The organism is Blautia sp. AF19-1 (assembly GCF_003479155.1).
GTDB classification, from domain to species: Bacteria; Bacillota; Clostridia; order Lachnospirales; family Lachnospiraceae; genus Fusicatenibacter; species Fusicatenibacter saccharivorans.
On record NZ_QUGQ01000002.1, the window covers coordinates 127,734 to 151,249 of the forward strand.

Annotated in this window: 22 protein-coding genes; all 22 read left to right on the top strand. The window is 49.7% G+C overall.

The annotated features are described in order from the left end of the window. Nucleotide 1: 1 nt before the first annotated feature. The 22 genes from DWX26_RS01700 (at nucleotide 2) to DWX26_RS01805 (ending at nucleotide 23,217) form a co-directional block, all read left to right on the top strand. Nucleotides 2–778 carry an adenosylcobinamide-GDP ribazoletransferase gene (locus DWX26_RS01700; protein ID WP_118600612.1) on the top strand — a complete coding sequence of 259 codons (777 nt, stop codon included), beginning with the start codon at nucleotides 2–4 and terminating at the stop codon, nucleotides 776–778. Beyond that, the gene (locus DWX26_RS01705; RefSeq protein WP_118600614.1) at nucleotides 775–1,182 is read left to right on the top strand and encodes a bifunctional adenosylcobinamide kinase/adenosylcobinamide-phosphate guanylyltransferase; all 408 of its coding nucleotides are present in this window, start codon (nucleotides 775–777) and stop codon (nucleotides 1,180–1,182) included. Before DWX26_RS01700 ends, DWX26_RS01705 begins: the two co-directional genes overlap by 4 nt. Further along, nucleotides 1,175–1,771 carry a histidine phosphatase family protein gene (locus DWX26_RS01710; protein ID WP_022462294.1) on the top strand — a complete coding sequence of 199 codons (597 nt, stop codon included), beginning with the start codon at nucleotides 1,175–1,177 and terminating at the stop codon, nucleotides 1,769–1,771. The genes DWX26_RS01705 and DWX26_RS01710 overlap by 8 nt, the downstream gene beginning before the upstream one ends. Before the next feature lie 6 nt (nucleotides 1,772–1,777). Further along, entirely contained in the window at nucleotides 1,778–2,647 is an 870-nt protein-coding gene (locus DWX26_RS01715; protein WP_022462295.1) for an amidohydrolase family protein, read from the top strand. 116 nt (nucleotides 2,648–2,763) lie between these two features. Continuing rightward, on the top strand, nucleotides 2,764–3,333 hold the full coding sequence (locus DWX26_RS01720; RefSeq protein WP_022462296.1) for a signal peptidase I: 570 nt from the start codon (nucleotides 2,764–2,766) through the stop codon (nucleotides 3,331–3,333). A 44-nt stretch (nucleotides 3,334–3,377) separates the two neighbouring features. Continuing rightward, a complete protein-coding gene (locus DWX26_RS01725) occupies nucleotides 3,378–4,082 on the top strand; it encodes a SipW-dependent-type signal peptide-containing protein (RefSeq protein WP_022462297.1) in 705 nt (234 codons plus the stop codon). A gap of 22 nt (nucleotides 4,083–4,104) precedes the next feature. Continuing rightward, a complete protein-coding gene (locus DWX26_RS01730; RefSeq protein WP_022462298.1) occupies nucleotides 4,105–4,638 on the top strand; it encodes a hypothetical protein in 534 nt (177 codons plus the stop codon). After that, entirely contained in the window at nucleotides 4,635–5,807 is a 1,173-nt protein-coding gene (locus tag DWX26_RS01735; RefSeq protein ID WP_118594738.1) for a hypothetical protein, read from the top strand. The genes DWX26_RS01730 and DWX26_RS01735 overlap by 4 nt, the downstream gene beginning before the upstream one ends. Then, on the top strand, nucleotides 5,804–8,446 hold the full coding sequence (locus tag DWX26_RS01740) for a SpaA isopeptide-forming pilin-related protein (protein ID WP_118600616.1): 2,643 nt from the start codon (nucleotides 5,804–5,806) through the stop codon (nucleotides 8,444–8,446). The genes DWX26_RS01735 and DWX26_RS01740 overlap by 4 nt, the downstream gene beginning before the upstream one ends. Before the next feature lie 51 nt (nucleotides 8,447–8,497). After that, entirely contained in the window at nucleotides 8,498–9,331 is an 834-nt protein-coding gene (locus tag DWX26_RS01745; protein ID WP_118600618.1) for a class B sortase, read from the top strand. A gap of 53 nt (nucleotides 9,332–9,384) precedes the next feature. Continuing rightward, entirely contained in the window at nucleotides 9,385–11,085 is a 1,701-nt protein-coding gene (locus DWX26_RS01750) for a MutS-related protein (protein ID WP_118600620.1), read from the top strand. A 134-nt stretch (nucleotides 11,086–11,219) separates the two neighbouring features. Beyond that, nucleotides 11,220–12,392, top strand: coding sequence for a cobalt-precorrin-5B (C(1))-methyltransferase CbiD (gene cbiD, locus DWX26_RS01755; protein ID WP_055226415.1), 1,173 nt, complete (start codon nucleotides 11,220–11,222; stop codon nucleotides 12,390–12,392). A gap of 7 nt (nucleotides 12,393–12,399) precedes the next feature. Next, complete coding sequence (cobI, locus tag DWX26_RS01760; protein ID WP_117812894.1) at nucleotides 12,400–13,092, top strand: precorrin-2 C(20)-methyltransferase; 693 nt, start codon at nucleotides 12,400–12,402, stop codon at nucleotides 13,090–13,092. Continuing rightward, nucleotides 13,093–13,851, top strand: a complete 759-nt coding sequence (gene cobM, locus DWX26_RS01765) for a precorrin-4 C(11)-methyltransferase (RefSeq protein WP_022462305.1) — start codon at nucleotides 13,093–13,095, stop codon at nucleotides 13,849–13,851. Between the two features lies 1 nt (nucleotide 13,852). Further along, nucleotides 13,853–14,884, top strand: coding sequence for a cobalt-precorrin 5A hydrolase (locus tag DWX26_RS01770; protein ID WP_118600622.1), 1,032 nt, complete (start codon nucleotides 13,853–13,855; stop codon nucleotides 14,882–14,884). Continuing rightward, on the top strand, nucleotides 14,881–15,612 hold the full coding sequence (gene cobJ / locus DWX26_RS01775) for a precorrin-3B C(17)-methyltransferase (protein WP_022462307.1): 732 nt from the start codon (nucleotides 14,881–14,883) through the stop codon (nucleotides 15,610–15,612). Before DWX26_RS01770 ends, cobJ begins: the two co-directional genes overlap by 4 nt. Further along, entirely contained in the window at nucleotides 15,605–17,584 is a 1,980-nt protein-coding gene (gene cobK, locus DWX26_RS01780) for a precorrin-6A reductase (protein ID WP_117509018.1), read from the top strand. The genes cobJ and cobK overlap by 8 nt, the downstream gene beginning before the upstream one ends. Further along, nucleotides 17,581–18,990 carry a cobyrinate a,c-diamide synthase gene (locus DWX26_RS01785; RefSeq protein ID WP_117509017.1) on the top strand — a complete coding sequence of 470 codons (1,410 nt, stop codon included), beginning with the start codon at nucleotides 17,581–17,583 and terminating at the stop codon, nucleotides 18,988–18,990. The genes cobK and DWX26_RS01785 overlap by 4 nt, the downstream gene beginning before the upstream one ends. Continuing rightward, on the top strand, nucleotides 18,987–19,952 hold the full coding sequence (cbiB, locus tag DWX26_RS01790; RefSeq protein WP_117509016.1) for an adenosylcobinamide-phosphate synthase CbiB: 966 nt from the start codon (nucleotides 18,987–18,989) through the stop codon (nucleotides 19,950–19,952). Before DWX26_RS01785 ends, cbiB begins: the two co-directional genes overlap by 4 nt. A gap of 48 nt (nucleotides 19,953–20,000) precedes the next feature. Beyond that, nucleotides 20,001–21,047 (top strand): threonine-phosphate decarboxylase CobD, encoded by a 1,047-nt coding sequence (cobD, locus tag DWX26_RS01795; protein WP_117509015.1) that lies wholly within the window; start codon nucleotides 20,001–20,003, stop codon nucleotides 21,045–21,047. A gap of 11 nt (nucleotides 21,048–21,058) precedes the next feature. After that, nucleotides 21,059–22,570, top strand: a complete 1,512-nt coding sequence (locus DWX26_RS01800; RefSeq protein ID WP_118600624.1) for a cobyric acid synthase — start codon at nucleotides 21,059–21,061, stop codon at nucleotides 22,568–22,570. A gap of 2 nt (nucleotides 22,571–22,572) precedes the next feature. Beyond that, a complete protein-coding gene (locus DWX26_RS01805) occupies nucleotides 22,573–23,217 on the top strand; it encodes a precorrin-8X methylmutase (protein WP_055218068.1) in 645 nt (214 codons plus the stop codon). The last annotated feature ends 299 nt before the right edge of the window (nucleotides 23,218–23,516 follow it).

Below are 23,516 nucleotides of genomic sequence, written 5' to 3' on the forward strand. Positions count from 1 at the left end.
GATGAAAACGATATGGAATAATTTTAAAGTGGCGTTTGCCATGTACTCGAAAATCCCGATGCCGCCGGCAGACTGGGAAAAAGAGAACATGAAATATGCGTTGTGTTTCTTTCCGTGGGTCGGACTGGCTGTCGGTGCAGTTTCGGCGGTGCTTTTCTGGCTGCTGCAGCAGATTGGCGCGGGAAGCATGCTGCGGGCTGCAGTGCTGACGGCAGTTCCGGTTCTGGTGACGGGCGGCATTCACCTCGACGGCTATCTGGATACGATGGATGCGTTAAGTTCCTGGAGAGAAAAACAGCGCCGACTGGAAATCTTAAAAGACCCGCACGCCGGAGCATTTGCGATTATTATGGGATGTCTGTATTTTGTACTGTACGCGGGCGCAGCCGGAGAACTTGTCTGGAAGATTTTTCCGGCGTATGCATTTGGCTTCGCAGTTTCGAGATCGTTCAGCGGTCTTTCGATCGCGTTTTTTCCAAATGCCAATCCGAAAGGAACAGCGGCAGCGTTTGGCATGAGAGCAGAGAAAAAAAGAACGGCGGCGGTGCTTGTTGTGACGATTTTTGCCGTGACGGCGCTCTCAGCTTCGTTCTGCGTCTGGGCGGCACTGGATGTACTGGTTGTATCGGCACTGGTATTCTGTTATTATAAATGGAAAAGCAGTAAGTATTTTGGAGGAATTACAGGAGATCTCGCAGGCTATTTCCTTTCGCTCTGTGAGCTGGCACAGCTCCTGTCTCTTGTGGTACTTTCTCTTGGAATGGAGAACTGGAAATGAAATTAGTAATTGGAGGGGCTTTTCAGGGAAAGCTTAACTTTGCAAAGAAGATGACCGGAAAAGAAACAGGATGGGCCGATGGGGCAGCAGTTTCGAAAGAGGAGCTGTCGGCATGTTCCGGCGTATATGATTTTCAGGAACTGGTCCGCAGATGGCTCCTTCTGGAAGAGGAGACCGGGACTGCACCGGAAGCGGAACTGGAAGAACTGCTGCAGAAAAATCCGGAAATCTGCATTGTTACGAATGAACTCGGTTACGGAGTGGTTCCGATCGAACCCTTCGACCGGAAATGGCGGGAAAAGACGGGGCGCATCTGTACGGAGCTGGCAGCAAAGGCTGATTCGGTAACCCGTGTGGTGTGCGGAATCGGAATCCTGCTGAAAGGTGAGGAAAAACATGATTAAAATTGCAATGATCCGCCATGGAAAAACCTATGGCAATACATTAGGACGGTATATCGGCGTGACGGATGAACCACTGTGTGAGGAAGGGAAAAAAGAGCTGGAACAGCGGACGATGGATACTGTTGAGCTTCTGTTCGTCAGCCCGCTGAAACGGTGTCTGGAAACGGCAGACATTCTGTATCCGTACGCCAAACAGGTCAAAATCCCGGAATTTGCAGAGTGCAATTTTGGTGAGTTTGAGAACAAAAATTATCAGGAATTAAAAGATAATCCGAAATACCAGGAGTGGATTGATTCCATGGCGACGCTTGCCTTTCCGGGCGGTGAGAGCCCGCAGCAGTTCAAGGACCGCTGCATCGCCGGCTTTGACAAGATGGTGGATACGTGTATCCGCCGCCATTACCGCAACGTGGCGATGGTGGTACACGGAGGCACGATCATGAGTATCCTTGAGCAGTACGGCGTGCCACAGAAGAGTTACTATGACTGGCGAGTAGAAAACGGCTGTGGATATCATCTGTATCTCTCGGAGCAGAACTGGAAAATGGGCCGTAGAGAAGCTGTGGTGGAATCGGAGATAAGGCGGTAAACAAAAATGGTGACAGCAGAATGCCATGCCCATATTTTTATGGACGGTGTGGATTACAAAAAGGCGGCGGCAGCGCATGAAAACGGCCCGCGGGAGGATCTGATCCGGGAACATCTGGCGGCGTATCAGAAGGCAGGGATTTCCTATGTGCGTGACGGCGGGGATCCGTACGGGGCGGGTGTTCTTGCACGGAGCCTTGCGCCGGAGTACGGGATCACATACCGCACACCGGTTTTTGCGATTCACAGGGCGGGCCGTTATGGAAAAATTGTCGGACGCGCATTTTCAGACTGGAAAGAGTATTGTGCGCTTGTGCGTGAAGTACGCCGTGCGGGCGGAGATTTTATCAAGATCATGACGACGGGAATCCTGGATTTCGCGACAAAGGGGCATGTGACCAGTGAGCCGCTTTCCAGGGAGGAGGTTTTTGCAATGACGGCTGCGGCACATGATGCGGGGCTTTCTGTGATGGCGCATGTGAACGGCGCACAGGCTGTGATGGATGCGGCAGAGGCAGGCGTGGACTCGGTTGAACACGGGAACTTTCAGAATGAAGAGAGCATCTGCTGTATGGCAGAGCATGCAACAATCTGGGTGCCGACAATTGTGACGGTTTCGAATCTTCTGGAGAACGGCAGATATCCGGCTGAAACGCTGGCGTGGATTTTTGAGACGCAGAAAAAAGGTCTGCAGCTCGCATTTGAAAAGGACGTTGTGCTTGCGGCGGGAAGTGATGCCGGCGCATACGGCGTACTTCACGGAAAAGGAATCCGGGAAGAAGAGAGTGTAATGCGAAAAATCCTTGGGGCAGAAAATGGGCAGGAGCTGGAAAAGCGGCTTGCGTTTGGAGAAAAAAAGATCCGGGAAAAGTTCTGAAAATTTTCTGCGTTTCAGGCTTTAGAAAAAATTTAGAATTAAACGGGCAGACAATGCTTGCGCTTTCGCCCGGACTATGGTAAGTTTAAATCACTTTTACAAGAACTTTAGAGAAAATGAAACAGGGATATTCTGAGACAGAGGGTAAATGCTATCCTCTGTTTTTTGCGTGCAAAAATGACAGTCTGGATATCCGCATCGACGGAAGGGAGCAAATGAAAGCAAAAGGAAAACTGGGGCTGCAGGGCTTTCTTTCCTTCCTTTTTCTGGCGGCGGGATGGTATCTGATGCAGTATTTCTGCGCCTATGTCGTACTGTCCGGTTCCATGGAACCGGAGATCCCGACGGGATCTGTTGTGGTTGTGGATGGACGGAAGAAGGAATGGAATCCGGGGGATGTGATTACCTACCGGAGAGGAAATATGGTGGTGACACACCGGATCGTGGAAAAGAGCGAGGAAGGATACTGTACTAAGGGGGATGCCAACGCGGAGGAAGATGCAGGCATCGTTTTGGAAAAACAGGTGATCGGGAATGTGATCGTAGCTCTTCCCTGGCTTGGCTTTGGTATCGTCTGGCTCCGGCAGAGAGGAACACTCTTTTTTCTGGCCGTGGGAGCGGTGATGCTTTTTACAATCCGGCAGCTTTGGCACGGTAGAAAAATCATGCAGGAAAACAAGTTATAAAAAGAATTAGCAAAATTATTTAGGAAAACAGGAGGAATTGATCTATGAAAAAACAGCGGAAAATCGTATTCTGGGCAGCATCACTGCTTCTGACAGGAGCCCTGGCAGCGGGCGGAACACTGGCGTATCTGACGGATAAGGATTCTGTGACGAACCAGTTTGTTGTGGGAAAAGTAGATATCGAAGGAAATGAACCATCGTACGCACCGGATCCGGACGGAAAGACCAATCATATTGTGCCGACCCAGGTGATTCCGAAGGACCCGCGTATCAAAAATAAAGGTAAAAATGATTCTTACGTCTATATGGATGTTTCCATACCAATCGCAAAAGTGATCGTTGCAGATACATCCGGAAACCGTTTAAACGGCGGAGCAGCCGGCGATACGGAACTGTTTTCGATGAATCAGCTTTCGAAAAAATGGGTGCTGATGTACAAGAAAAAACAGAACAATTCGATGGTATATACATATCTCTACAATGAAGTGCTTGCAGCTGGCAAAACGACGGATCCTTTATTTACGAGCGTGACAGCAGCTAATATCGTGGAAGGGCAGCTGGATGAAAAAGAGGTCGATATTCCGATCAATTATTATGCAATCCAGGCGCTGAATACCGGTGAGGGAAGTACGGCTGCCGAGCGGGCAGCAAAGGCCTGGGAGAAGTATGTAAATCAGAATAATGGGCAGAAGGGGCAGGTAACGGCACCGCAGTCGGAGCCGGAACAGACAGAAGCACCTGGAATTTAAGCAGTTTTCTGGGGGACAAAAGATGAAGAAAAAGACGAAACGGCTGTTTTTCCTTGCGGGTGCGGCCGGGTGTACGATGGCGGCAGCCATTTGGCTGCTGCCGGGAACTTCGGCGTATTTTACAGATCACGAGAGTGTCTGGAATCGTATGGTGTTCGGACATAATACAAGTACTATCGATGAAGAATTTCCGACACCGACGCCCGTACCGCCAGGGAAAAGTGTGGTAAAGAGAGTAAAAATCAGAAATGAAGGTTCCGTTGCCTGCTATATTCGTGCGGCACTTATATTCAGTGAACCAATTGAAGCGATTGAGGGACTTGATACGGAAAACTGGGTAAAAGGAGAAGATGACTACTATTATTACAAAAAACCGGTTTCAGAAGGCGAAAGCACGACGGAATTGTTTACCGGAATCCGCGTTGCAAAAGAAATGGAACAGAAAGAACTTGAGGTTTCGGTCTATGAGGAATCGGTGCAGATCCAGAAGGGGAATATGGTATTTCACGGCTATCGGGAGGCATGGGATGCTTATGAGAGAGGTGGTCAGACATGAAAGGAAAACGCGTCAGGATCGGATGTGCGGCGGCGAGTCTTCTGATGGGAATCAGCGGAACGTATGCATATTACCGGAGCAGTGTTGAGACCATTAACAAAATAGCTGTCGGAGATGTAAATATTGGAATCTGGGAATATGAGGAAGACGGGGATGGAGAAAAGAAGTATGAGGGACCGGAAAACGGCATTGTACTGCCTTCCCAGGTGATTTCAAAAATTCCGCGGATCACCAATTATGCCGAACCATGCTATGTCCGCGTAAAGCCTGTGTTTGATGCGGAAGAAACGCAGGATTACCGTCTGGGGGAAGAGGATCTTGGGGGAATCGAGGACGTCTGGCTGAAAGCAGGAGAGTATTATTATTATCCCAAAGTGCTGGGAAAGCAGGAATCTGTCGATTTTTTCCGTACAATCACCATTCCATCTGCGTGGACCAGTGAGGCGGAGGGACAGGTGCTGTCCGTTGAAATCCAGGCGGAGGCCGTACAGGCAGCGAATGTGACGCCGGATTTTACGGCAGAAGCTCCGTGGGGAGAAGAACTGGAAATTGAACAGTGTGTCCACGAGGCGGATAATACCGTTTCGGAGGTTTCGCAGCAGAGCTTCCTCACCGTTTCGTACGAAGGAGCAGCGCGGAATCTGATCTTGGCACCCGACAATTTCTTTCGGAACTTTCCAGTGCTGATGCCGGGAGATGAATGGGAAGATACGTTCACACTGGTGAACACGACAGCAAGCCGTGCAGAATTTTTTCTGCGGACGGAACTTCCGGAAGAACTCAGTGAAACAGAAAAAGAACTGCTTTCCAAGGTGAAACTGGAAATACGAGAGGGAAACAGCGTGATTTATGAAGGTGATTTAGAGAGTGAGGGACTATGGGCAGCAAAAAGTCTTGGAATATGCAGTCCAGATGAACGGAAAGAAATCTGTTTTTCAATCCGTGTGCCGTCAGAACTTGGAAATGAATGGGCACTTCGGAAAAGCGGGGTAAAATGGATTTTTTCTGTCGAAGGAGAAGATCTGCCGCAGGAAGAAGGCCCCTCTATCTGGCACAGCGCGCCAAAAACAGGTCTGCGCGATCCGTTAGCAGCGGTCCCCATTGGAATTGCCGTGACAGGAGCCTTCCTGTTTCTTGCCGCGGGCCGGTCTGAAAGGAGGGAAGAATGAAAAGAGCAAAGAAAAGCTTCTGGTTTCTCGCAGGAATTCTGCTGTTGTTGGGATTTTGTTTTCGGGAAGATGTTCTGGCTTCGAGTCTTACGAGTCTTCCTTCTCTTTCGAAAGCCGGAATCGGAGAAGTTGTATCATCGGACTCTGTTATTGACGGCCGATATGATTTTACCCCGCTGATCGGAAGTGAGACAAAAATCCGTTTTGGAAGTACAGATGGAAGTACCTGGGACAATCTGTTCTGCAAAAACGGAGAGAGCCATTCGAAATGCTGTTCCACATGGTGGCCGGCGGCCGATGTGAAGGGATGGAGTAATCTCCGTTCCTTCACGCCGCTGGAGTCGAAAAAAGGAAAAATGTATGCGGAATATACGAATGTTGGAGAGTGCCACGGGGAAAATGTAACGATGCGGATCTGGCTGGAAGACTGGCAGAACACGGTTGTACTATCAGGGTATGAGGACGTGGATGCGGTAGTCGTGGCGATTGACCACAATAAGCCGGTCATTGATATTAAAGGTCTGCTCTGGATCAAGGTACGGTTTGCTTATTACGACAGTAAAGGAAATCCGCTGAATGTGAAAGGATATTTTACACTTTCAGATCTGGACTTTAAGCAGGGCTTTTATCTGGCTGATGAGACAGAACATATCTATCTGACGAAGGAGGCAGATGCCAGAATCGTCTACGATGCCAGAACAGAAGCGATCTGGTCGGCAAGACGCGGCTCTGAGCCGGACGGTGGAACAACTCCGGAAAATTCGGAAGGCTGGGTTACACTTACCTTTGAAGGAAATTCCCAGACGATGATTTTCTATGATGGAGGCACTAACGATGCGGTAACTGGTCCCGGCGGCGGAGTGAAAGCACCGAAAAAATGGCCGGATAATTTTGTAAACGATACTTCCAGTACGTACAACAACTGGCATGGAGCATCCCGGGAAACGGGAATAACTGTTGTGCCGTGGAATACTTCGGAATTTGGTTACACAGCGAACGTTCCCTGTCATCTGTCGAAAGTAGGAGATCTTGTAGTGAAAAAAATGGATGCAGAGACAAAAGAAGCTATTTCGGGTGCAGAATTTACCGTGTACCGCTGGAAAAACAACACCTGGAGTGAATTCAAAAAGATGAACTGGGTGAAAAAAACGGGTTCTTATCTGCTGGAGGGAATTCTGGATACAGACAGTGAAAATGGAAAATTCCGTGTTGTGGAGACAAAGAATCCAGCTGGTTATGCAGGAAGCTGGGAGCAGGAATTTTCCATTGACAAGGAAGGCATGCAGACGATCCATCTGGAGGCAGAAAACACAAGAAAAACAGGCTCACTGAAGATAAAAAAGACGGAAGAAAACTCAGGGAAAGCACTTTCTGGTGCAACATATCAGGTGATTGCGAGCGGAGCAATTACAACGGTAAACGGAACAGTGCTGTTTCCGGATCAGGCGGTAGCAGCTGTGCTGAAAACGGATGAAAATGGAGAGGCGTTCAAAGACGGGCTGGAGTACGGAACGTATCTTGTGCGGGAAACGGCGGCTCCAAATGGATATGTGCTGGATCCGACGGAAAAGAAAATAACGATCGGGGAACAAAACGCACAGATCACACTGACGTTTACAAACTGGAAGAACCGTTTTATTCTGCAGAAAGTAAGTCAGGGAGACGGAAAAGTGCTTCAGGGAGCAGCCTTTCATATCTGGACGAAAGATGGAAGTTTTGATGAGACAAAAAAGACGGATGCAAATGGAAAAATTGAGCTGACGGGACTTTTGGACGGTGTCTGGTACTATCAGGAGACAGCATCTCCGGAGGGCTATCTGCTGGACAGTACATGCCGGGAATTTGTGGTAGAAAACGGAAAAATTGACGGTAAATCGGAACTGTCGGTGACGGTCGAAAATGATGGAACACATCTGACAATTGAAAAAATAGATGCAGAGAGCGGAAAACGAATTTCCGGCGCAAAGCTGGTATTAAAAGATATGGATGGAAACCGTGTGGACAGCTGGATTTCAGGAGGAAGCGGCCCGCATGAACTGGAAAAATTAAAGCCGGGTTCTTATGTCCTTGTGGAGGAGGCCGCGCCGGATGGATACCTTGTGGCAGAACCGGTTTCGTTTGTGCTGGAGGCAAAACAGGAAGTGCAGACCGTGACGATGAAGGATCTTGCATGTGAAACCTTGACGATTACAAAGAAGATTAAGGCGGATGAGATTACATGGGCGCATGGAAATCCAACGTTTCTGTTTTCCGTGAAGGGAAAGGATCTGTATGGAAAAGAACATACATACCAATGCTATCTTACGTTTACAAAAACACAGGTGGAGAAAACGACAGATCAGGACGGCTACACGGAACAGTCGGTACAGATCCGGGGAATTCCGGCAGGAAACGATTACCGGGTACAGGAGAAGAAGGTGCTGCGGTATTCGCTTATGCAGGTGACAGGTACGAAGAATGTTACCGTGAAAAAACTAGAAGAGCCGGCATATGGAAAAGATCCTGCGCGCGTCTTTTCGGTATCGGTAAATCTTTGCGGACATCCCAAAGAAAGTGAGGTTGTATTTGAAAATCAGAAATACCGCTGGGATGATTATGGACACAACAGTATTGTAAAAAACCGGATTCCGGTTGAATAACAAAACGGAAAAACATTCCACCATCGGTTCGGGTGGTGGAATGAAAACAAAATGGAGAGAGAAAAAATCAGCAGAAAAAGAAGAGGGATTGCAGTTCTGACATTGGCGGCGCTTTTTTTCTGGTATCTGCCGCAGATTCAGGTAAGCCGGCAGATTCGAAAAGAACAGGAAGAAGCGGTGGAGATGTATGTCAGAGAAGAAAAAGAAGAGAACAAAGAGGAAAACGAAAAAAGCGAAGAAGTGCAGGAGCAGGAACCGGGCAGTACAGATCAAAATCTGTTTCGGACAATTGATTTTACAGGACTTCGATCAAAAAATAGAGAAATCTGCGCGTGGCTCTGGATTCCGGGCTGCGCCTTAGATGTTCCGGTTGCGCACGGGCAGGATAACGCATATTATCTGACACACGATGCGTTTTGCAGGGAGCGGATTTACGGCAGTATTTTTGCACCGTGTGATACACCGGAGGATTTTTCTGAACGTCACACGATTTTATATGGGCATAATATGCGGGATGGAACGATGTTCGGAGGATTGAAAAAGTATCGTGAAGCGTCGTGGAAACAGGAATTTCCGTATCTGTACCTGTATTTGCCGGGTGAAGCATGGCAGTGCCGTATTTGGAGTGTGGAGGAGACGGATGCCAAAAGTGATGTTTACCGGCTGGGAGCATGGAGCGATGCGGACTGGAATGCATGGGTACAGGAAAGAAAAGAAAACAGCATTATCTTTGGCAGCGGTGAGGAAAAGGAAGTTCAAAAGATACTTACCCTTTCCACCTGCATTGGTGACGGCAACAGTTCACGGAGACTGGCTGTACATGCGGCGGTGGAGATGATTTTTGCAACAAAATCTGGAAGGGAAGAGGGTTCTGTGCTAGAATAAGACAGAATCAAAAGACTTATGATACAGAGCAGGAAAAAGGATGGCGATAAGACATGAAAGAACTGTACACGGCAGCAGGAATTTTTGTGGTTCTGATACTGCTGGGAGTTTGGATGGTACAGAATAACAGAAATGAACAGGAAAAGAAGCTGGTACAACTGCGGAAGAAATGGGGAAAAAAGCAGGAGAAACGGACAGAACGGGAAAAGAAAGAAAAACTGGAAGCGTGTCTGAGACGAAAAGCAGGGGAAAACTTCTGCGTGGACGCGATTACCTGGAATGACCTGGATCTCGATGCGGTTTTTGACACAGTCGACCACACAGTGTCGGTGTGCGGGGAAGAATATCTGTACACGGCGCTTCGGATGCCGGTCACAACAACAGAAATCAGGGAAGAGCGGGAACGGCTGATGAAGCTTTTTGCAGAGAACCAAAAAGCCAGAGAAGCAGTGCAGAAAGCACTTCTTTTGATGGGAAAAGAAAAGATGAATCCGCCGACAGAAGAAATAGCTGTACTGATGGAGGCGGAGCCGGGAGAGAAGGGGAAATATCTTCTGATGGCCGGTATTGCTGTGCTTGGAATTGGACTGCTGTTTGCACTGCCTCCGCTGGGTGTGTCTGTTCTGTTTGCTTCTATGGTCGGCAACGGACTGATGCATGGAAGGGAGAGCAAAAAGCTGGAGAGTGCATTAAAAGCGTTTGGCTGTATCCTGCGGCTGCAGCGGACAGCCAGGGAACTTGGAAAAGAAAAAATTTCCGGACTGGAAATGTATCAGAAGCGTCTGGAAGAACAGGAAAAACAACTCCGTCCGATTACAAGAAAATGCAGAACACTTGTGAATACGAAAGAATCGCAGGGCGGTGCAGCAAACATGATTTTTGCATACTTTCACACGTTTTTTCTGCTGGATCTGATCGAGTATTCTTCGGTTGTTTCCGGAGTGAAATCGTATGAAAAAGCGATTCTGCAGATGGCAGAGGATCTTGGACTCCTGGACTTTGCACTGTCTGCAGCATCGTACCGGGAGAGCCTTTCGTATTACTGCCGGCCGGAATTCCTGGATGAGAAAAAGGCGGGCTGTCGGATCGATGTGGAGGAGCTTTATCATCCGCTTCTGACACATCCGGTGGCAAACAGTCTGTATGCGGAGGGCGGAATTCTGCTGACCGGCTCGAATGCGTCGGGAAAATCCACATTTATGAAAAACATGGCAGTGAATGCGATTCTGGCACAGACACTGAACACGAGTCTTTCGAAGCGGTACCGCGGTGTTGTGTGCCGGATCATGACATCCATGGCACTCCGCGATAATCTGGCACAGGGAGAGAGTTACTTTGTTGTGGAAGTAAAATCTTTAAAACGGATTCTGGAGGCAAGCCGTGAAAAAACACCGCTTCTGTGCGTCATTGATGAGGTGCTGCGGGGAACAAACACGACGGAGCGGATTGCAGCGTCAGAGAGTGTGCTTGCTGCCCTGCGCCGTGCAAATGTGCTCTGTCTTGCAGCAACACATGATACTGAACTGACGTATCTGCTGGAAGATCTCTACACCAATTATCATTTTGAAGAGCAGATTACCGCGCAGAGTATTTCCTTCCCGTATCGCCTGGAACAGGGGCCGGCAAGAGGAAAGAATGCGATTGCGCTGCTTGGAAATATGGGAATTGATGAAAAAATTGTGAAACAGGCAGAAAGAAGAGCTGCGGAGTTTGAAACAACAGGAAGCTGGGAAAAGAATAAGTTTCTGAGATAGAAAAACAGCCGGGAAAAATTGATCTTTTTTGAAAAAATATGCGAAAATGGTTCAGCATTTTTTCATTGTGTGTTATGATAAAATAGATCGCGTGATCCGGCAGAAAAACCGCCGGATCTGTTAAGGAGAAAAACATGAGCAGGACAGGCTTGGAAGATGCATATATTATGCGCGGCAGCAAGAAACTCCGCATGGGATATACGACGGGTTCCTGCGCTGCAGCGGCAGCGCGGGGAGCGGCGTTTATGCTGCTTTCCGGGAAAGAAATACAGGAAGTGAAAATCCATACGCCAAAGGGCATTGTTCTGAATCTGGAATTGCTGGATATCCGGAGAAGTGCCGAAAAAGTAAGCTGTGCCGTCCGAAAAGACGGCGGGGATGATCCGGATGTGACAGATAAAGCATTGATTTACGCGGAAGTGACGTTTGGAACAGAAGAGGGAATTGTAATCGATGGAGGATTCGGCGTCGGGCGTGTGACAAAGCCGGGGCTGGATCAGCCGGTCGGAAACGCGGCGATCAACCATGTACCGCGCCAGATGATCCGCGAGAATGTGGAGGAGATTCAGAAAAAACTCGATGATTTCCGCGCACTGCAGGTTATCATCTCCGTACCGGAAGGGGAAGAACTGGCAAAGCATACGTTCAATCCGAGACTTGGCATCACCGGCGGCATTTCAATCCTTGGAACGAGCGGGATTGTAGTGCCGATGAGCGAGGAGGCGCTGATTTCCACGATCCGCGTCGAGATGGAAATGCGGAAAGCACAGGGTGACCGCGTCCTTCTGGTGACACCGGGAAATTACGGACAGGACTTCTTAAAAACGTATCCGTGGGTCCGTGCAGACCATTCCGTTAAGTGCAGTAATTACGTCGGAAAAACACTGGAATTTGCAGCTGAGCTCGGCTTTGACGCCATCCTTTTTGTGGCCCATCTTGGAAAATTTGTCAAGGTGTCCGGCGGAATTATGAATACCCATTCCCACGAGGCAGACTGCCGTGCGGAGCTTCTTACGGCGCAGGCGGTGCGTGCAGGGGCGGATCTTGCACTGGCAAAAAAACTGCTGGAGACTGGAACGACGGAAGAAGCGGTGCAGATTTTAAAGGAAGCAGGATGCCTGAAAGAGACCATGGAAAAAGTGACAGAAAAAATTGCTTTTTACATGAATTACCATATTGAGGGCAGAGTGCAGACGGAGGCGATTGTTTTTTCAAGCAATGAGGGCCTGCTCGGGGAAACCCCGGGAGCGGGAGAACTTCTGGAGCGCCTGCGGGAGCAGGAAGAAAAAGAAAACAGAAAAGAGTAAAAACAAAATGACAGGAATTTTATTTGGAACAGGAATCGGACCGGGAGACCCGGAGCTTATGACGTTAAAGGCCGTCCGTCTGATCCGGGAAAATGATACGATTGCAGTACCAGGAGAGAAACCGGAAGAGAGCATTGCCTACCAGATTGCTGTTCAGGCAGTGCCGGAACTGGCAGAAAAAGAGCTTGTTGCTATTCCAATGCCGATGACAAAGAATGCCAAAGAACTGAAGGAAAATCACCGGCGCGGTGCAGAAAAAATAGAGGAGCTGCTGGATGCAGGAAAAAACGTAGTATTTCTGACACTCGGAGATCCAACCGTGTATTCTACCTACCTTTATGTACACAGACGGGTACTGGAAGACGGTTACGATGCGAGAATTGTAAGCGGTGTTACATCGTTCTGCGCGGCAGCAGCATCTCTTTCCGAGGGACTGGTGGAAAATTCCGAAGAACTGCATGTGATTCCGGCGTCTTATCAGATTGAAGATGCACTGGAACTTTCAGGAACAAAGGTTCTGATGAAAGCGGGTAAAAAGATGCCGGCTGTGAAACAGTTCCTGAAGGAAAAGAACTGCCGGGCGGTGATGGTAGAAAACTGCGGCATGGATACGGAACAGAAGTATTTCAGCGCGGAAGAAATCCCGGACCAGGCAAGTTACTATTCACTGATTATTGTAAAAGAAAAGAGGAAAAAATAGATGGTACATTTTATTGGAGCGGGCCCTGGAGCCCCGGATCTGATTACGGTAAGAGGACAGAAGCTGCTTGGTGAGGCGGACATTATCATTTATGCAGGTTCTCTTGTCAATCCGGCACTGCTGGATCTGAAAAAAGAGGGCTGTGTGGTATATAACAGTGCAACCATGACGCTGGAGCAGGTGATTGATGTTATGAAAGAGGCCGAAAGCAAAGGCCAGACTGTGGCAAGACTCCACACGGGAGATCCGTGCCTGTACGGTGCAATCCGCGAACAGATTGATGCGCTCGATGCCCTTGGAATCGCTCACGATGACTGTCCGGGTGTCAGCTCTTTCTGCGGAGCGGCTGCTGCCCTTGAAATGGAATATACGCTGCCGGATATCTCCCAGAGTGTTGTCATCACCAGAATGGCCGGAAGAACACCGGTTCCGGAGCGGGAGAGCATTGCGTCTTTTGCGGCACATCAGGCAACGATGGTTGTATTCTTAAGCACGGGACTCTTAGAGGAACTTTCCCGTGAGCTGATTGCAGGCGGCTATACGGCAGATACTCCGGCAGCGATCGTTTACAAAGCAACCTGGCCGGAGGAGAAGACGTTCGTCTGCACCGTTGGAACACTTGCCGAGACGGCGAAAAAGAACCAGATCACCAAGACAGCGCTGATGATCATCGGAAATGCCGTTTCCCAGGGAAATTACCGCAGAAGTGATCTGTACAATCCGGCGTTTACCACCGAATTCCGAGAGGCAGAAAAATAAGATGAAAATAGCCATAGCAAGTTTTACAAGAAACGGATGCGCCTGGAATCAAAAACTCTGTGCGGCACTGAAAAAACACAGCTGTGAAGGATATGCACTGGAAAAGTACGGGAAAGAAGCGGGAATTCCTGCGATTGCACCGTCGCTTCCTGCATGGACAGAGCGCATGTTTCAGAAAATGGATGCGATTTTGTTTATCGGGGCGTGCGGGATTGCGGTGCGCAGTATTGCACCGTACGTGAAAAGTAAAAAGACAGATCCGGCGGTTCTGTGTATGGATGAACAGGGAAAGTTTGTGATTTCATTACTTTCCGGCCATATCGGCGGAGCAAACGAGCTGACGGAAGAAGTTGCAGCTATAACGGGTGCGGTTCCGGTCATTACAACGGCAACGGATGTCAATCACAAGTTTGCGGTCGATGTCTTTGCTGTAAAAAATCATTGTGAAATTTGTGAGATGGAGCTGGCAAAAGAGGCAGCGGCGCTTCTGGTGGACGGAAAAACGGTTGGATTCTGCAGCCGTTTTCCGGTGAAGGGAACAAAACCGGAGGAACTGATCCCGGAAGAGGCGGCAAAACCGTCGATGGGAATCTGCATTACCACATCGGAAGAGGATTCGCCATATGAGAGAACACTTCACCTGATCCCGAAGGTGATCACCGTCGGCATCGGCTGTAAGAAGAATACACCGGCCAGCCGGATTGAAGAAAAGGTTCTTGCGGCACTTGCGGCGGCCGGGATTTCTCCAAAAGCAGTTCGACAGGCGGCAAGTATTGATCTGAAAGCGCAGGAGCCGGGAATTCTGCAGCTGGTGGAAAAGTATGGCTGGCAGTACCGGACCTTTTCTGCAGAAGAACTGGAAACGGCGGAGGGGGAATTTACGCCGTCTCCGTTTGTGAAGAAGATTACAGGAATTGACAATGTCTGTGAGCGCAGCGCAGTTCTCGCCGGCGGCAGACTGATAAAGAAAAAAAAGGCAGCGGACGGTGTAACAGTTGCACTGGCTGCGGCGGACTGGAGGGCAGTATTTTGAGTACAATTTTTGTCGTGGGCATCGGCCCCGGAGCATATGAAAAAATGACGATCGAGGCGGCGGATGCGCTGCGGAACTGCGATGTGATCATCGGCTATACCGTCTATGTGGATCTGGTAAAAGAACATTTTGCAGGAAAAGAATTTCTGACGACGCCGATGCGGAAAGAGGTGGAGCGCTGCCGTCTGGCATTTGAAACTGCGGCAGAGGGAAAACAGGTTGCTATGATCTGCAGCGGAGATGCCGGCGTTTACGGTATGGCAGGTCTGATGTATGAGCTTTCGGAAGAATGGCCTGATATTGAAATTAAGGTAATTCCAGGCGTGACCGCCGCAACGGGAGGCGCTGCCGTTCTTGGTGCACCGTTGATCCACGACTTCGCCCTGATCAGCCTGAGCGATCTTCTGACACCGTGGGAGAAAATTGAAAAACGTCTTCTGCTGGCATCGGAAGCGGATTTTGTCATCTGTCTTTATAACCCGGGAAGCCATAAGAGAGCGGATTATCTGGAAAAAGCGTGTGATCTGATGCTTCGTTACAAAGCGCCGGAAACCGTCTGCGGAATCGTAAGCCAGATCGGAAGAGACGGGGAGACGAGCCGGACCATGACGCTTGCAGAACTTCGCAATACAAAAGTGGATATGTTTACGACGGTATTTATCGGAAACAGTCAGACAAAGGAAATCCGGGATCACATGGTAACGCCGAGGGGATATCGCTATGAATAAAGTAATCGTCTTTGCCGGAACGACGGAAGGCCGGGAAATCTGCAGTTTTCTGAAGAAATATGAGATTGCATCCCTTGCCTGTACGGCGACAGAATACGGCAAGTGCCGGATCGAGGAGGGCGGTGCCCTGACGGTTCGAAGCGGAAGACTGACAGAAGAAGAGATGGAACAGCTTTTTGGCGAAGAACAGCCGGAAATGATTATCGATGCAACCCATCCGTATGCCGATCTTGTGTCGGAAAATATCCGGTCTGCATGTGAAAAAGCAGGAAAAACGTATCTTCGGCTGCTGCGGCCGTCGCTTGCGGCAGATCCATCCTGCGTCATGGTCGATACGACAGAAGAAGCGGTATCGTATCTGGCGGGTACAGAGGGAAAGATTCTGGTGACAACAGGAAGCAAGGAACTCGCAAAATTTGCAGAGCTTCCGGATTATAAAAACCGTGTGTATGCCCGGGTGCTGCCGTTGCCAGGCGTAATTGCATCCTGCGCGGAACTTGGATTTGATGCCGCACATACCATAGGCATGCAGGGACCGTTTTCTATGGACATGAACGTTGCGATGCTGCAGTCGTTCCATGCCGAATGGATGGTAACGAAGGAATCCGGAAGAAACGGCGGCTTTGAAGAAAAAATTGAGGCAGCCAAAAAGGCCGGTGTCCGTGTCGTTCTGATCGGCCGTCCGAAAGAGGAAGAAGGACTCTCGGAGGACGAGGTCAAGCGGTATCTCGTTGAAAAATTTGATCTGTCCGTGAAACGGGACGTCGTGATCGCCGGAATCGGACCTGGTGCAGAAGCACAGATGACGCTGGCGCTCGTAGACGCGTGTGAGCAGGCGGATGTGCTGATCGGTGCGGGACGCATGACAAAAGCAGTAGAAAAATATCAGAAGCCAATGCTTGCAGAATACAGCCCGGAAAAGATTTACGAGTATCTGAAGGCGCACCCGGAATATGAAAAGATTGTTCTTCTGCAGTCGGGTGATGTCGGCTTTTACAGCGGAGCAAAGAAACTTCAGGCCGTCCTTGCGGAAGATGCGGATTTTTCTGTCCGTGTAGAGCCGGGAATTTCTTCGCTGGTTTATTTCTGTGCCAAAATCGGAGTGTCCTGGGAGGATGCAGCATTTGTGAGCCTGCACGGGCAGCACTGCAACTTTCTGGAGACGGTCCGCCGAAACCGGAAAACTCTGGCGATCGCCGGCGGAAAGGGCAGTGTCAGGGAAATCTGCCAGACGTTAAGTTCGTACGGCTGGGAGCAGATTGTGCTGCATGTGGGAACGGATCTGTCGTATCCGGAAGAACAGATTGTGACAGGAACCCCATTCGAACTTGCTAAAATGGAGTTTGCTCCGCTTGCGGTTCTTCTGTTTGAAAACCCGAATCCGGAACCAGAGTTTACAGCCGGCATGGCAGATGAAGTATTTCTGCGTGACAAAGTACCGATGACCAAGCGGGAAGTGCGCAATGCATCTCTTTCTCATCTGCAGCTTTCTTCGAATTCTGTTGTCTATGATATTGGATCGGGCACAGGTTCTGTTTCGATTGAGATGGCGCTTCGTGCAGCACAGGGAAAGGTATATGCGATAGAAAAAAATCCGGCAGCCGTTGCACTTCTGCAGGAAAATAAAAAGAAATTTGCAGTGGATCATCTGGAAATTATTGAGGGAACTGCACCGGAAGCACTCGAAGCACTCCCGGTTCCGACGCATGCATTTATCGGCGGGTCTGCCGGAAACTTAAAAGAGATTCTGGAACTGCTCCTGCGGAAGAATCCGAACATCCGCGTGGTATTAAATACAGTAACCGTGGAAACATTAGCGGAGGCAGCATCGTGTTTCAAAAAACTTGCGTTTGAAGAGCCGGAAATCGTCTGCCTGCAGGCTTCCAATGCGAAAAAGGCCGGAAGAAGCCATCTGATGATTGCCCAGAATCCGGTTTATATCTTTACAGCCCAGGGAGGTGCCAAAGAATGAAAGCACCAAGAATCATGCTGGCAGCAGGAAGGAGCGGAAGCGGGAAAACGATGATCACCTGCGGACTGCTCCGTGCACTGCAGCAGATGGGAAAGCAGCCCGCAGCGTTTAAATGCGGCCCGGATTATATCGATCCGATGTTTCACGAACAGGTAATCGGCGCCCCGTCGTGTAATCTGGATCCGTTTTTCACAGAGGAAGAAACAACACAGTATCTGTTCTGCAAACATGCAGCGGGTCATGACATTTCCGTATTGGAAGGCGTTATGGGGTATTACGACGGTCTTGGCGGAATTTCTACCAAAGGCAGCGCCTACGATCTCGCCGGTATGACAAAAACGCCGGTTCTTCTGGTTGTCGATGCCAAAGGCATGAGCGTTTCAGCGCTTGCCTTTATCAAGGGATACCTGCAGTACAAAGAGGACAGCCGGATCGCCGGTGTAATCTTTAACCGGATGTCAGAGATGCTGTACCGGGAGATCGCGCCGATGGCGGAAAAAGAACTTGGCATTTCCTGTGTCGGCTTTGTGCCGGAACTGAAGGAATGCCACTTAGAAAGCCGCCACCTCGGCCTTGTGATGCCGGATGAGGTGGAAAATCTGCAGGAGCAGGTCAATCTGCTTGCAGAAACACTGCAGAAGACACTGGATTTTGAAAAAATTCTTGCGATTGCAGAAGGGGCAGAAGAGCTCTCGGGAAAAATGCCGGAAGTCCTGCGTAAGGTGACAGAAAGCGAAGCAGCCGCCAAGGTGCGTGCTGCGAAGCCGATTCTTGCCGTTGCAAAGGATGAAGCATTTTGTTTCTTTTATCGGGATAATCTGGAGCTTCTCGCGTCACTTGGAGCCAAAATCGAATATTTTTCGCCGCTTTCCGATGCGGAGCCGCCAAAGAATACAGACGGATTTCTGTTCTGCGGCGGCTACCCGGAGCTGCACGCAGAAGAGCTTTCGGAAAACCAGACCATGAGAACGAAGATCCGCGATAACATCCGTCAGGGAATGCCGGTTCTTGCAGAATGCGGCGGTTATATGTACCTGTCAGAATCCATGGAGGATATGGATGGAAATGTGTATCCTATGGTACAGGCTGTTCCGGGAAATGTTTACCGGACAAAAAAGCTGGGAAGATTCGGCTATATCACCCTCACGCCAAACACGAAAGATACCTTTCGGAACGGCGGAAATCCGGTGCGCGGCCATGAGTTCCATTACTTTGACAGCACAGACTGCGGAAGTGCATGGCATGCGGCAAAACCGCTGCGGAAGCGGAACTGGGAATGCATTCATGCGACAAAACGGATGATGGCGGGATTCCCGCATCTTTACTATATGGCAAGTCCGCACCTCGCACTGGAATTTCTGGAGCAGTGTGTCTCTTACCGGAAAGAACAGGAGAAAACAAGATGAAAACAGCATTAGCAGCCCTGATTGTGGGCTATGGATTGGACCTGCTGCTTGGAGATCCCTCCTTTTTGTACCATCCGATCCGTGTGATCGGAAATCTCATTGCCCTGCTGGAAAAATGGCTGCGGAAGGTATTTCCGAAAACGCCAAATGGAGAGCTTGCCGGAGGAGTTTTTCTCGTGATCCTCGTCTGCCTGGCGGGATACGGTGTTCCGGCACTGCTGCTCTTTGCGGCATTTAAAATTCATCCGGTCATCGGCTTCCTTCTGGAGGTTCTCTGGTGCTGGCAGATTCCGGCAACGAAATGCCTGAAGGATGAGAGCATGAAGGTCTATCAGAAATTAAAAGAAAACGATCTTCCGGGGGCGCGCTATGCGGTTTCCATGATCGTAGGACGTGATACGGAAAATCTTTCGGAAACAGGAGTGACGAAAGCTGCCGTGGAAACGATCGCGGAGAATACGTCGGACGGTGTCATTGCACCGCTCCTCTTTCTTGCCCTCGGCGGACCGGCATTGGGCTTTCTGTATAAGTCCATCAATACCATGGATTCCATGGTGGGATACAAAAATGACAAATATCTGTATTTTGGACGGTGTGCGGCAAAACTGGACGATGTCGTCAATTACATACCGGCGAGAATCAGCGCATGGCTGATGATTCTTGCGTCTGCATGCGAGCGCATGAACTGGAAAAATGCAGAAAAAATTTACAAACGCGACCGTTACTGCCACGCCAGCCCAAATTCTGCGCAGACAGAAGCAGTTATGGCAGGGGCGCTGGAAGTACAGCTTGCTGGAGATGCCGTGTATTTCGGCAAAGTCGTAAAGAAACCAACGATCGGCGATGACATCCGCCCGGTCGAGGCGGAAGATATCAAAAGAGCAAATCATCTGATGTATCTGACCTCGTTCCTCGGACTGGCGTTCTTTGCGGGAATCCGCGCGCTCTTTTTATTTCTGTAAAAAGAGAAGATAGCAACACAACGGAAAAGAGAAAGGAAGGCATATGGTATGAGACAAAATCCACATGGAGGAGACATTTACACGAAAAAATGCAGAGTCGATTTTTCTGTGAATGTCAATCCTCTTGGAGCTCCGGAAAGTGTGAAAGAGGCGGTGAGAAAGAGCGCGGAATCGGTGGAACAGTATCCTGACGCACTGTGCCGGGACCTGACCCGGGCACTGTCGGAAAAGGAGCAGCTTCCAGAAGAAAATATCCTGTTTGCAAACGGCGCCGCGGAGCTTATTTTTGCCCTGACACAGGCTCTCCGCCCGAAAAAAGCGCTGATTGCAGCGCCGGGATTTGCAGAGTATGAAGCAGCACTTTCAGCGGCAGGGTGTTTTATCCGTATGTATCTGCTGCAAAAGGAAAAAGGCTTTCTTTTACAGGACGATTTCTGCGATGATCTGACCGACGATCTGGATCTTGTTTTTTTATGTAATCCAAATAATCCAACCGGCCTTACGATTCCGCAGGAGCTTCTTTTAAAGATCCTGGATAACTGCCGGGAGCGTAACATCTATCTGGTGCTGGATGAGTGTTTCATAGAATTTCTGCCGGAGCCGGAAAAAGTGACGATGCAGGGAAAACTGGACGAATATCCGAATCTGCTGATTCTGCGTGCGTTCACAAAGATTTACGCAATGCCGGGCCTGCGTCTTGGCTATCTGCTCTGCAGCGACGAGGATCTGCTGGATCGGATCAGCCGCAGCATGCAGTCGTGGAATGTTTCGATTCCGGCGCAGATGGCAGGCCTTGCCGCCCTGAACGAGGATGCTTACGTCAAAGAAGCACGGGAACTGATCGGAAAAGAACGCGCCTGGATGAAAGCAGAACTGGAAAAAGCAGGTCTTACCGTATGGGATTCCTGTGCAAATTATCTGTTCTTTGAGGGACCGAAGGGACTTGCCGCACGGCTGGAAAAAGGCGGCATTCTGATCCGCGACTGTTCCAACTACCCGGGCCTTGCCGACGGATATTACCGTGCAGCCGTACGCACACATGAAGAAAACCAGATTCTGACAGAAGCCGTTTCACAGATTCTGCAGTGGTTTTAGGAGGAAAAACGATGGCGAAAGTAATTATGATACAGGGAACGATGTCAAATGCGGGAAAAAGTCTGCTTGCGGCGGGCTTATGCCGGATTTTCCATCAGGACGGATACCGTGTGGCGCCGTTCAAATCACAGAATATGGCGCTGAATTCGTTTATTACGAGAGAAGGCCTTGAGATGGGACGTGCACAGGTCATGCAGGCGGAAGCGGCCGGGATCGAACCGTCCGTTTTGATGAACCCGATTCTGTTAAAGCCGACGAATGACACCGGTTCGCAGGTGATTGTAAACGGTGAGGTACTGGGAAACATGAGTGCGCGGGAATATTTTTCCCACAAAAAAGAGCTGATCCCGGACATCATGAAAGCGTACCATGCACTGGAAGAACAGTATGATATCATTGTGATCGAGGGAGCCGGAAGTCCGGCGGAGATCAACCTGAAAGCCGATGATATCGTCAATATGGGAATGGCAAAGCTTGTGGATGCACCGGTGCTCCTTGTCGGAGATATTGACCGCGGCGGCGTTTTTGCTCAGCTTTACGGTACCGTAGAGCTTTTAGAGCCGGATGAGCGCGACCGCATCAAGGGTCTGATTATCAACAAATTCCGCGGGGACAAAACCATCCTGGACCCGGGCGTTGTGATGCTGGAAGAAAAAACACACATCCCGGTGGTCGGCGTGGCGCCGTATCTCCACATCGAAGTGGAAGACGAGGACAGTCTGACCGAGCGATTCACCAGAAAAGAGGAGATCGGTCTCATTGACCTTGCGGTCATCCGTCTCCCGCGTATTTCAAACTTCACCGATTTCAACCCGTTCGAGCGGATCGAAGGCGTATCACTCCGCTACGTAAGCTCTGTCTCCGAACTAAAAAATCCGGATATGATTCTGCTTCCGGGAACGAAAAACACGATGGAGGATCTGCTCTGGATGCGTCAGAATGGTCTGGAAGCGGCCGTACTGAAGGCGGCTGCGGCCGGAAAAGTAATTTTCGGTGTCTGCGGCGGCTTCCAGATGCTCGGAGATACGCTGAGCGATCCGCTGCATGTCGAAGCCGGCGGAACGATCGAAGGAATGGGACTCCTGCCGATGGATACTGTATTTGCCGGTGAGAAGACGAGAACCCGCGCGGAGGGCGCTTTTGGAAAAACAGAAGGCGTTCTTGCCGGGATCGAGGGAACCCGGATTGAGGGCTATGAAATCCATATGGGAGAAACGGTGCGGAAAGAAGAAACAGAAGCATTCACGTTCATCGATGATCAGAACCGTGCTGATTCGGATAAGCTGGACGGTGCACAGAAAGGAAATGTGTACGGTACGTATGTGCACGGCATTTTCGACAAAGAAGAAGTTGCCGAGCGGATCGTGGAAGCACTTGCAAAGAATAAGGGAATTGCCATGGAGCAGATTCACGGTGTCGATTACCAGACATTCAAAGAGACACAGTACGATATTCTCGCAGATGCGCTGCGCGAGCATCTCGACATGAAGAAGATTTATCAAATTCTGGAAGAAGGGGCATAAAGATGAAGATAGAACTGGAGCAGGTAAGCCCGCACGAGATTGAAAAGAGAAGCTTTGAAATTATCACGGAAGAATTAAACGGAAGAACGTTTCCAGAGGATCAGGAACTGGTTGTAAAGCGGTGTATCCACACAAGTGCGGATTTTGATTATGCGGATAATCTCTGCTTTTCGGAGCATGCGGTGGCAAAAGGCATCGAGGCGATCCGGGAGGGAGCCTGCATTGTGACGGATACGCAGATGGCAAGATCCGGCATCAACAAAAAGGTGCTTGCGCGCCACGGCGGTGAAGCGCTCTGCTTTATGTCAGACGAAGATGTTGCAGCAAGAGCAAAAGAAACCGGAAGCACCCGCGCGGCAGCTTGCATGGAAAAAGCGGCGGAGCTGGATAAAAAGCTGATTATTGCGGTTGGAAATGCGCCGACGGCACTGGTCCGCCTCTATGAACTGATCGGGGAAGGAAAAATAAAACCGGCGCTGATCATCGGAGTTCCGGTCGGCTTTGTCAATGTGGTACAGTCCAAAGAACTGATTATGCAGACCAATATCCCGTATATCGTGGCACGCGGACGAAAAGGCGGCAGCAATATCGCGGCGTGCATCTGCAACGCACTCCTGTATATGATGGATCAGGACCGCGGATATTAAAAATAGATGAAAAAACGGAAAGCAGAAGTCTTGACAGATTTCGAATCACCGTTTATACTATGGAACATGGAAAAAGGCTTGGAAGGGAACAAGTAGACGTACAAAAACGCGGACAGAAAGCAGCCGGCAGATGAGAGGCACATGCAGGTTCTGTACGATTCGAATACATCCTGGAGTTGCGCACCGAATAAAACGGGCGGCAGAAGAACTATGATGCACGTTTTTAGTAGGCTGCGACGTAAGAGACGAACGTTACAGCGTCAGGGTATTCAGAGGTTTTGGATACCGACAAAGGCAGC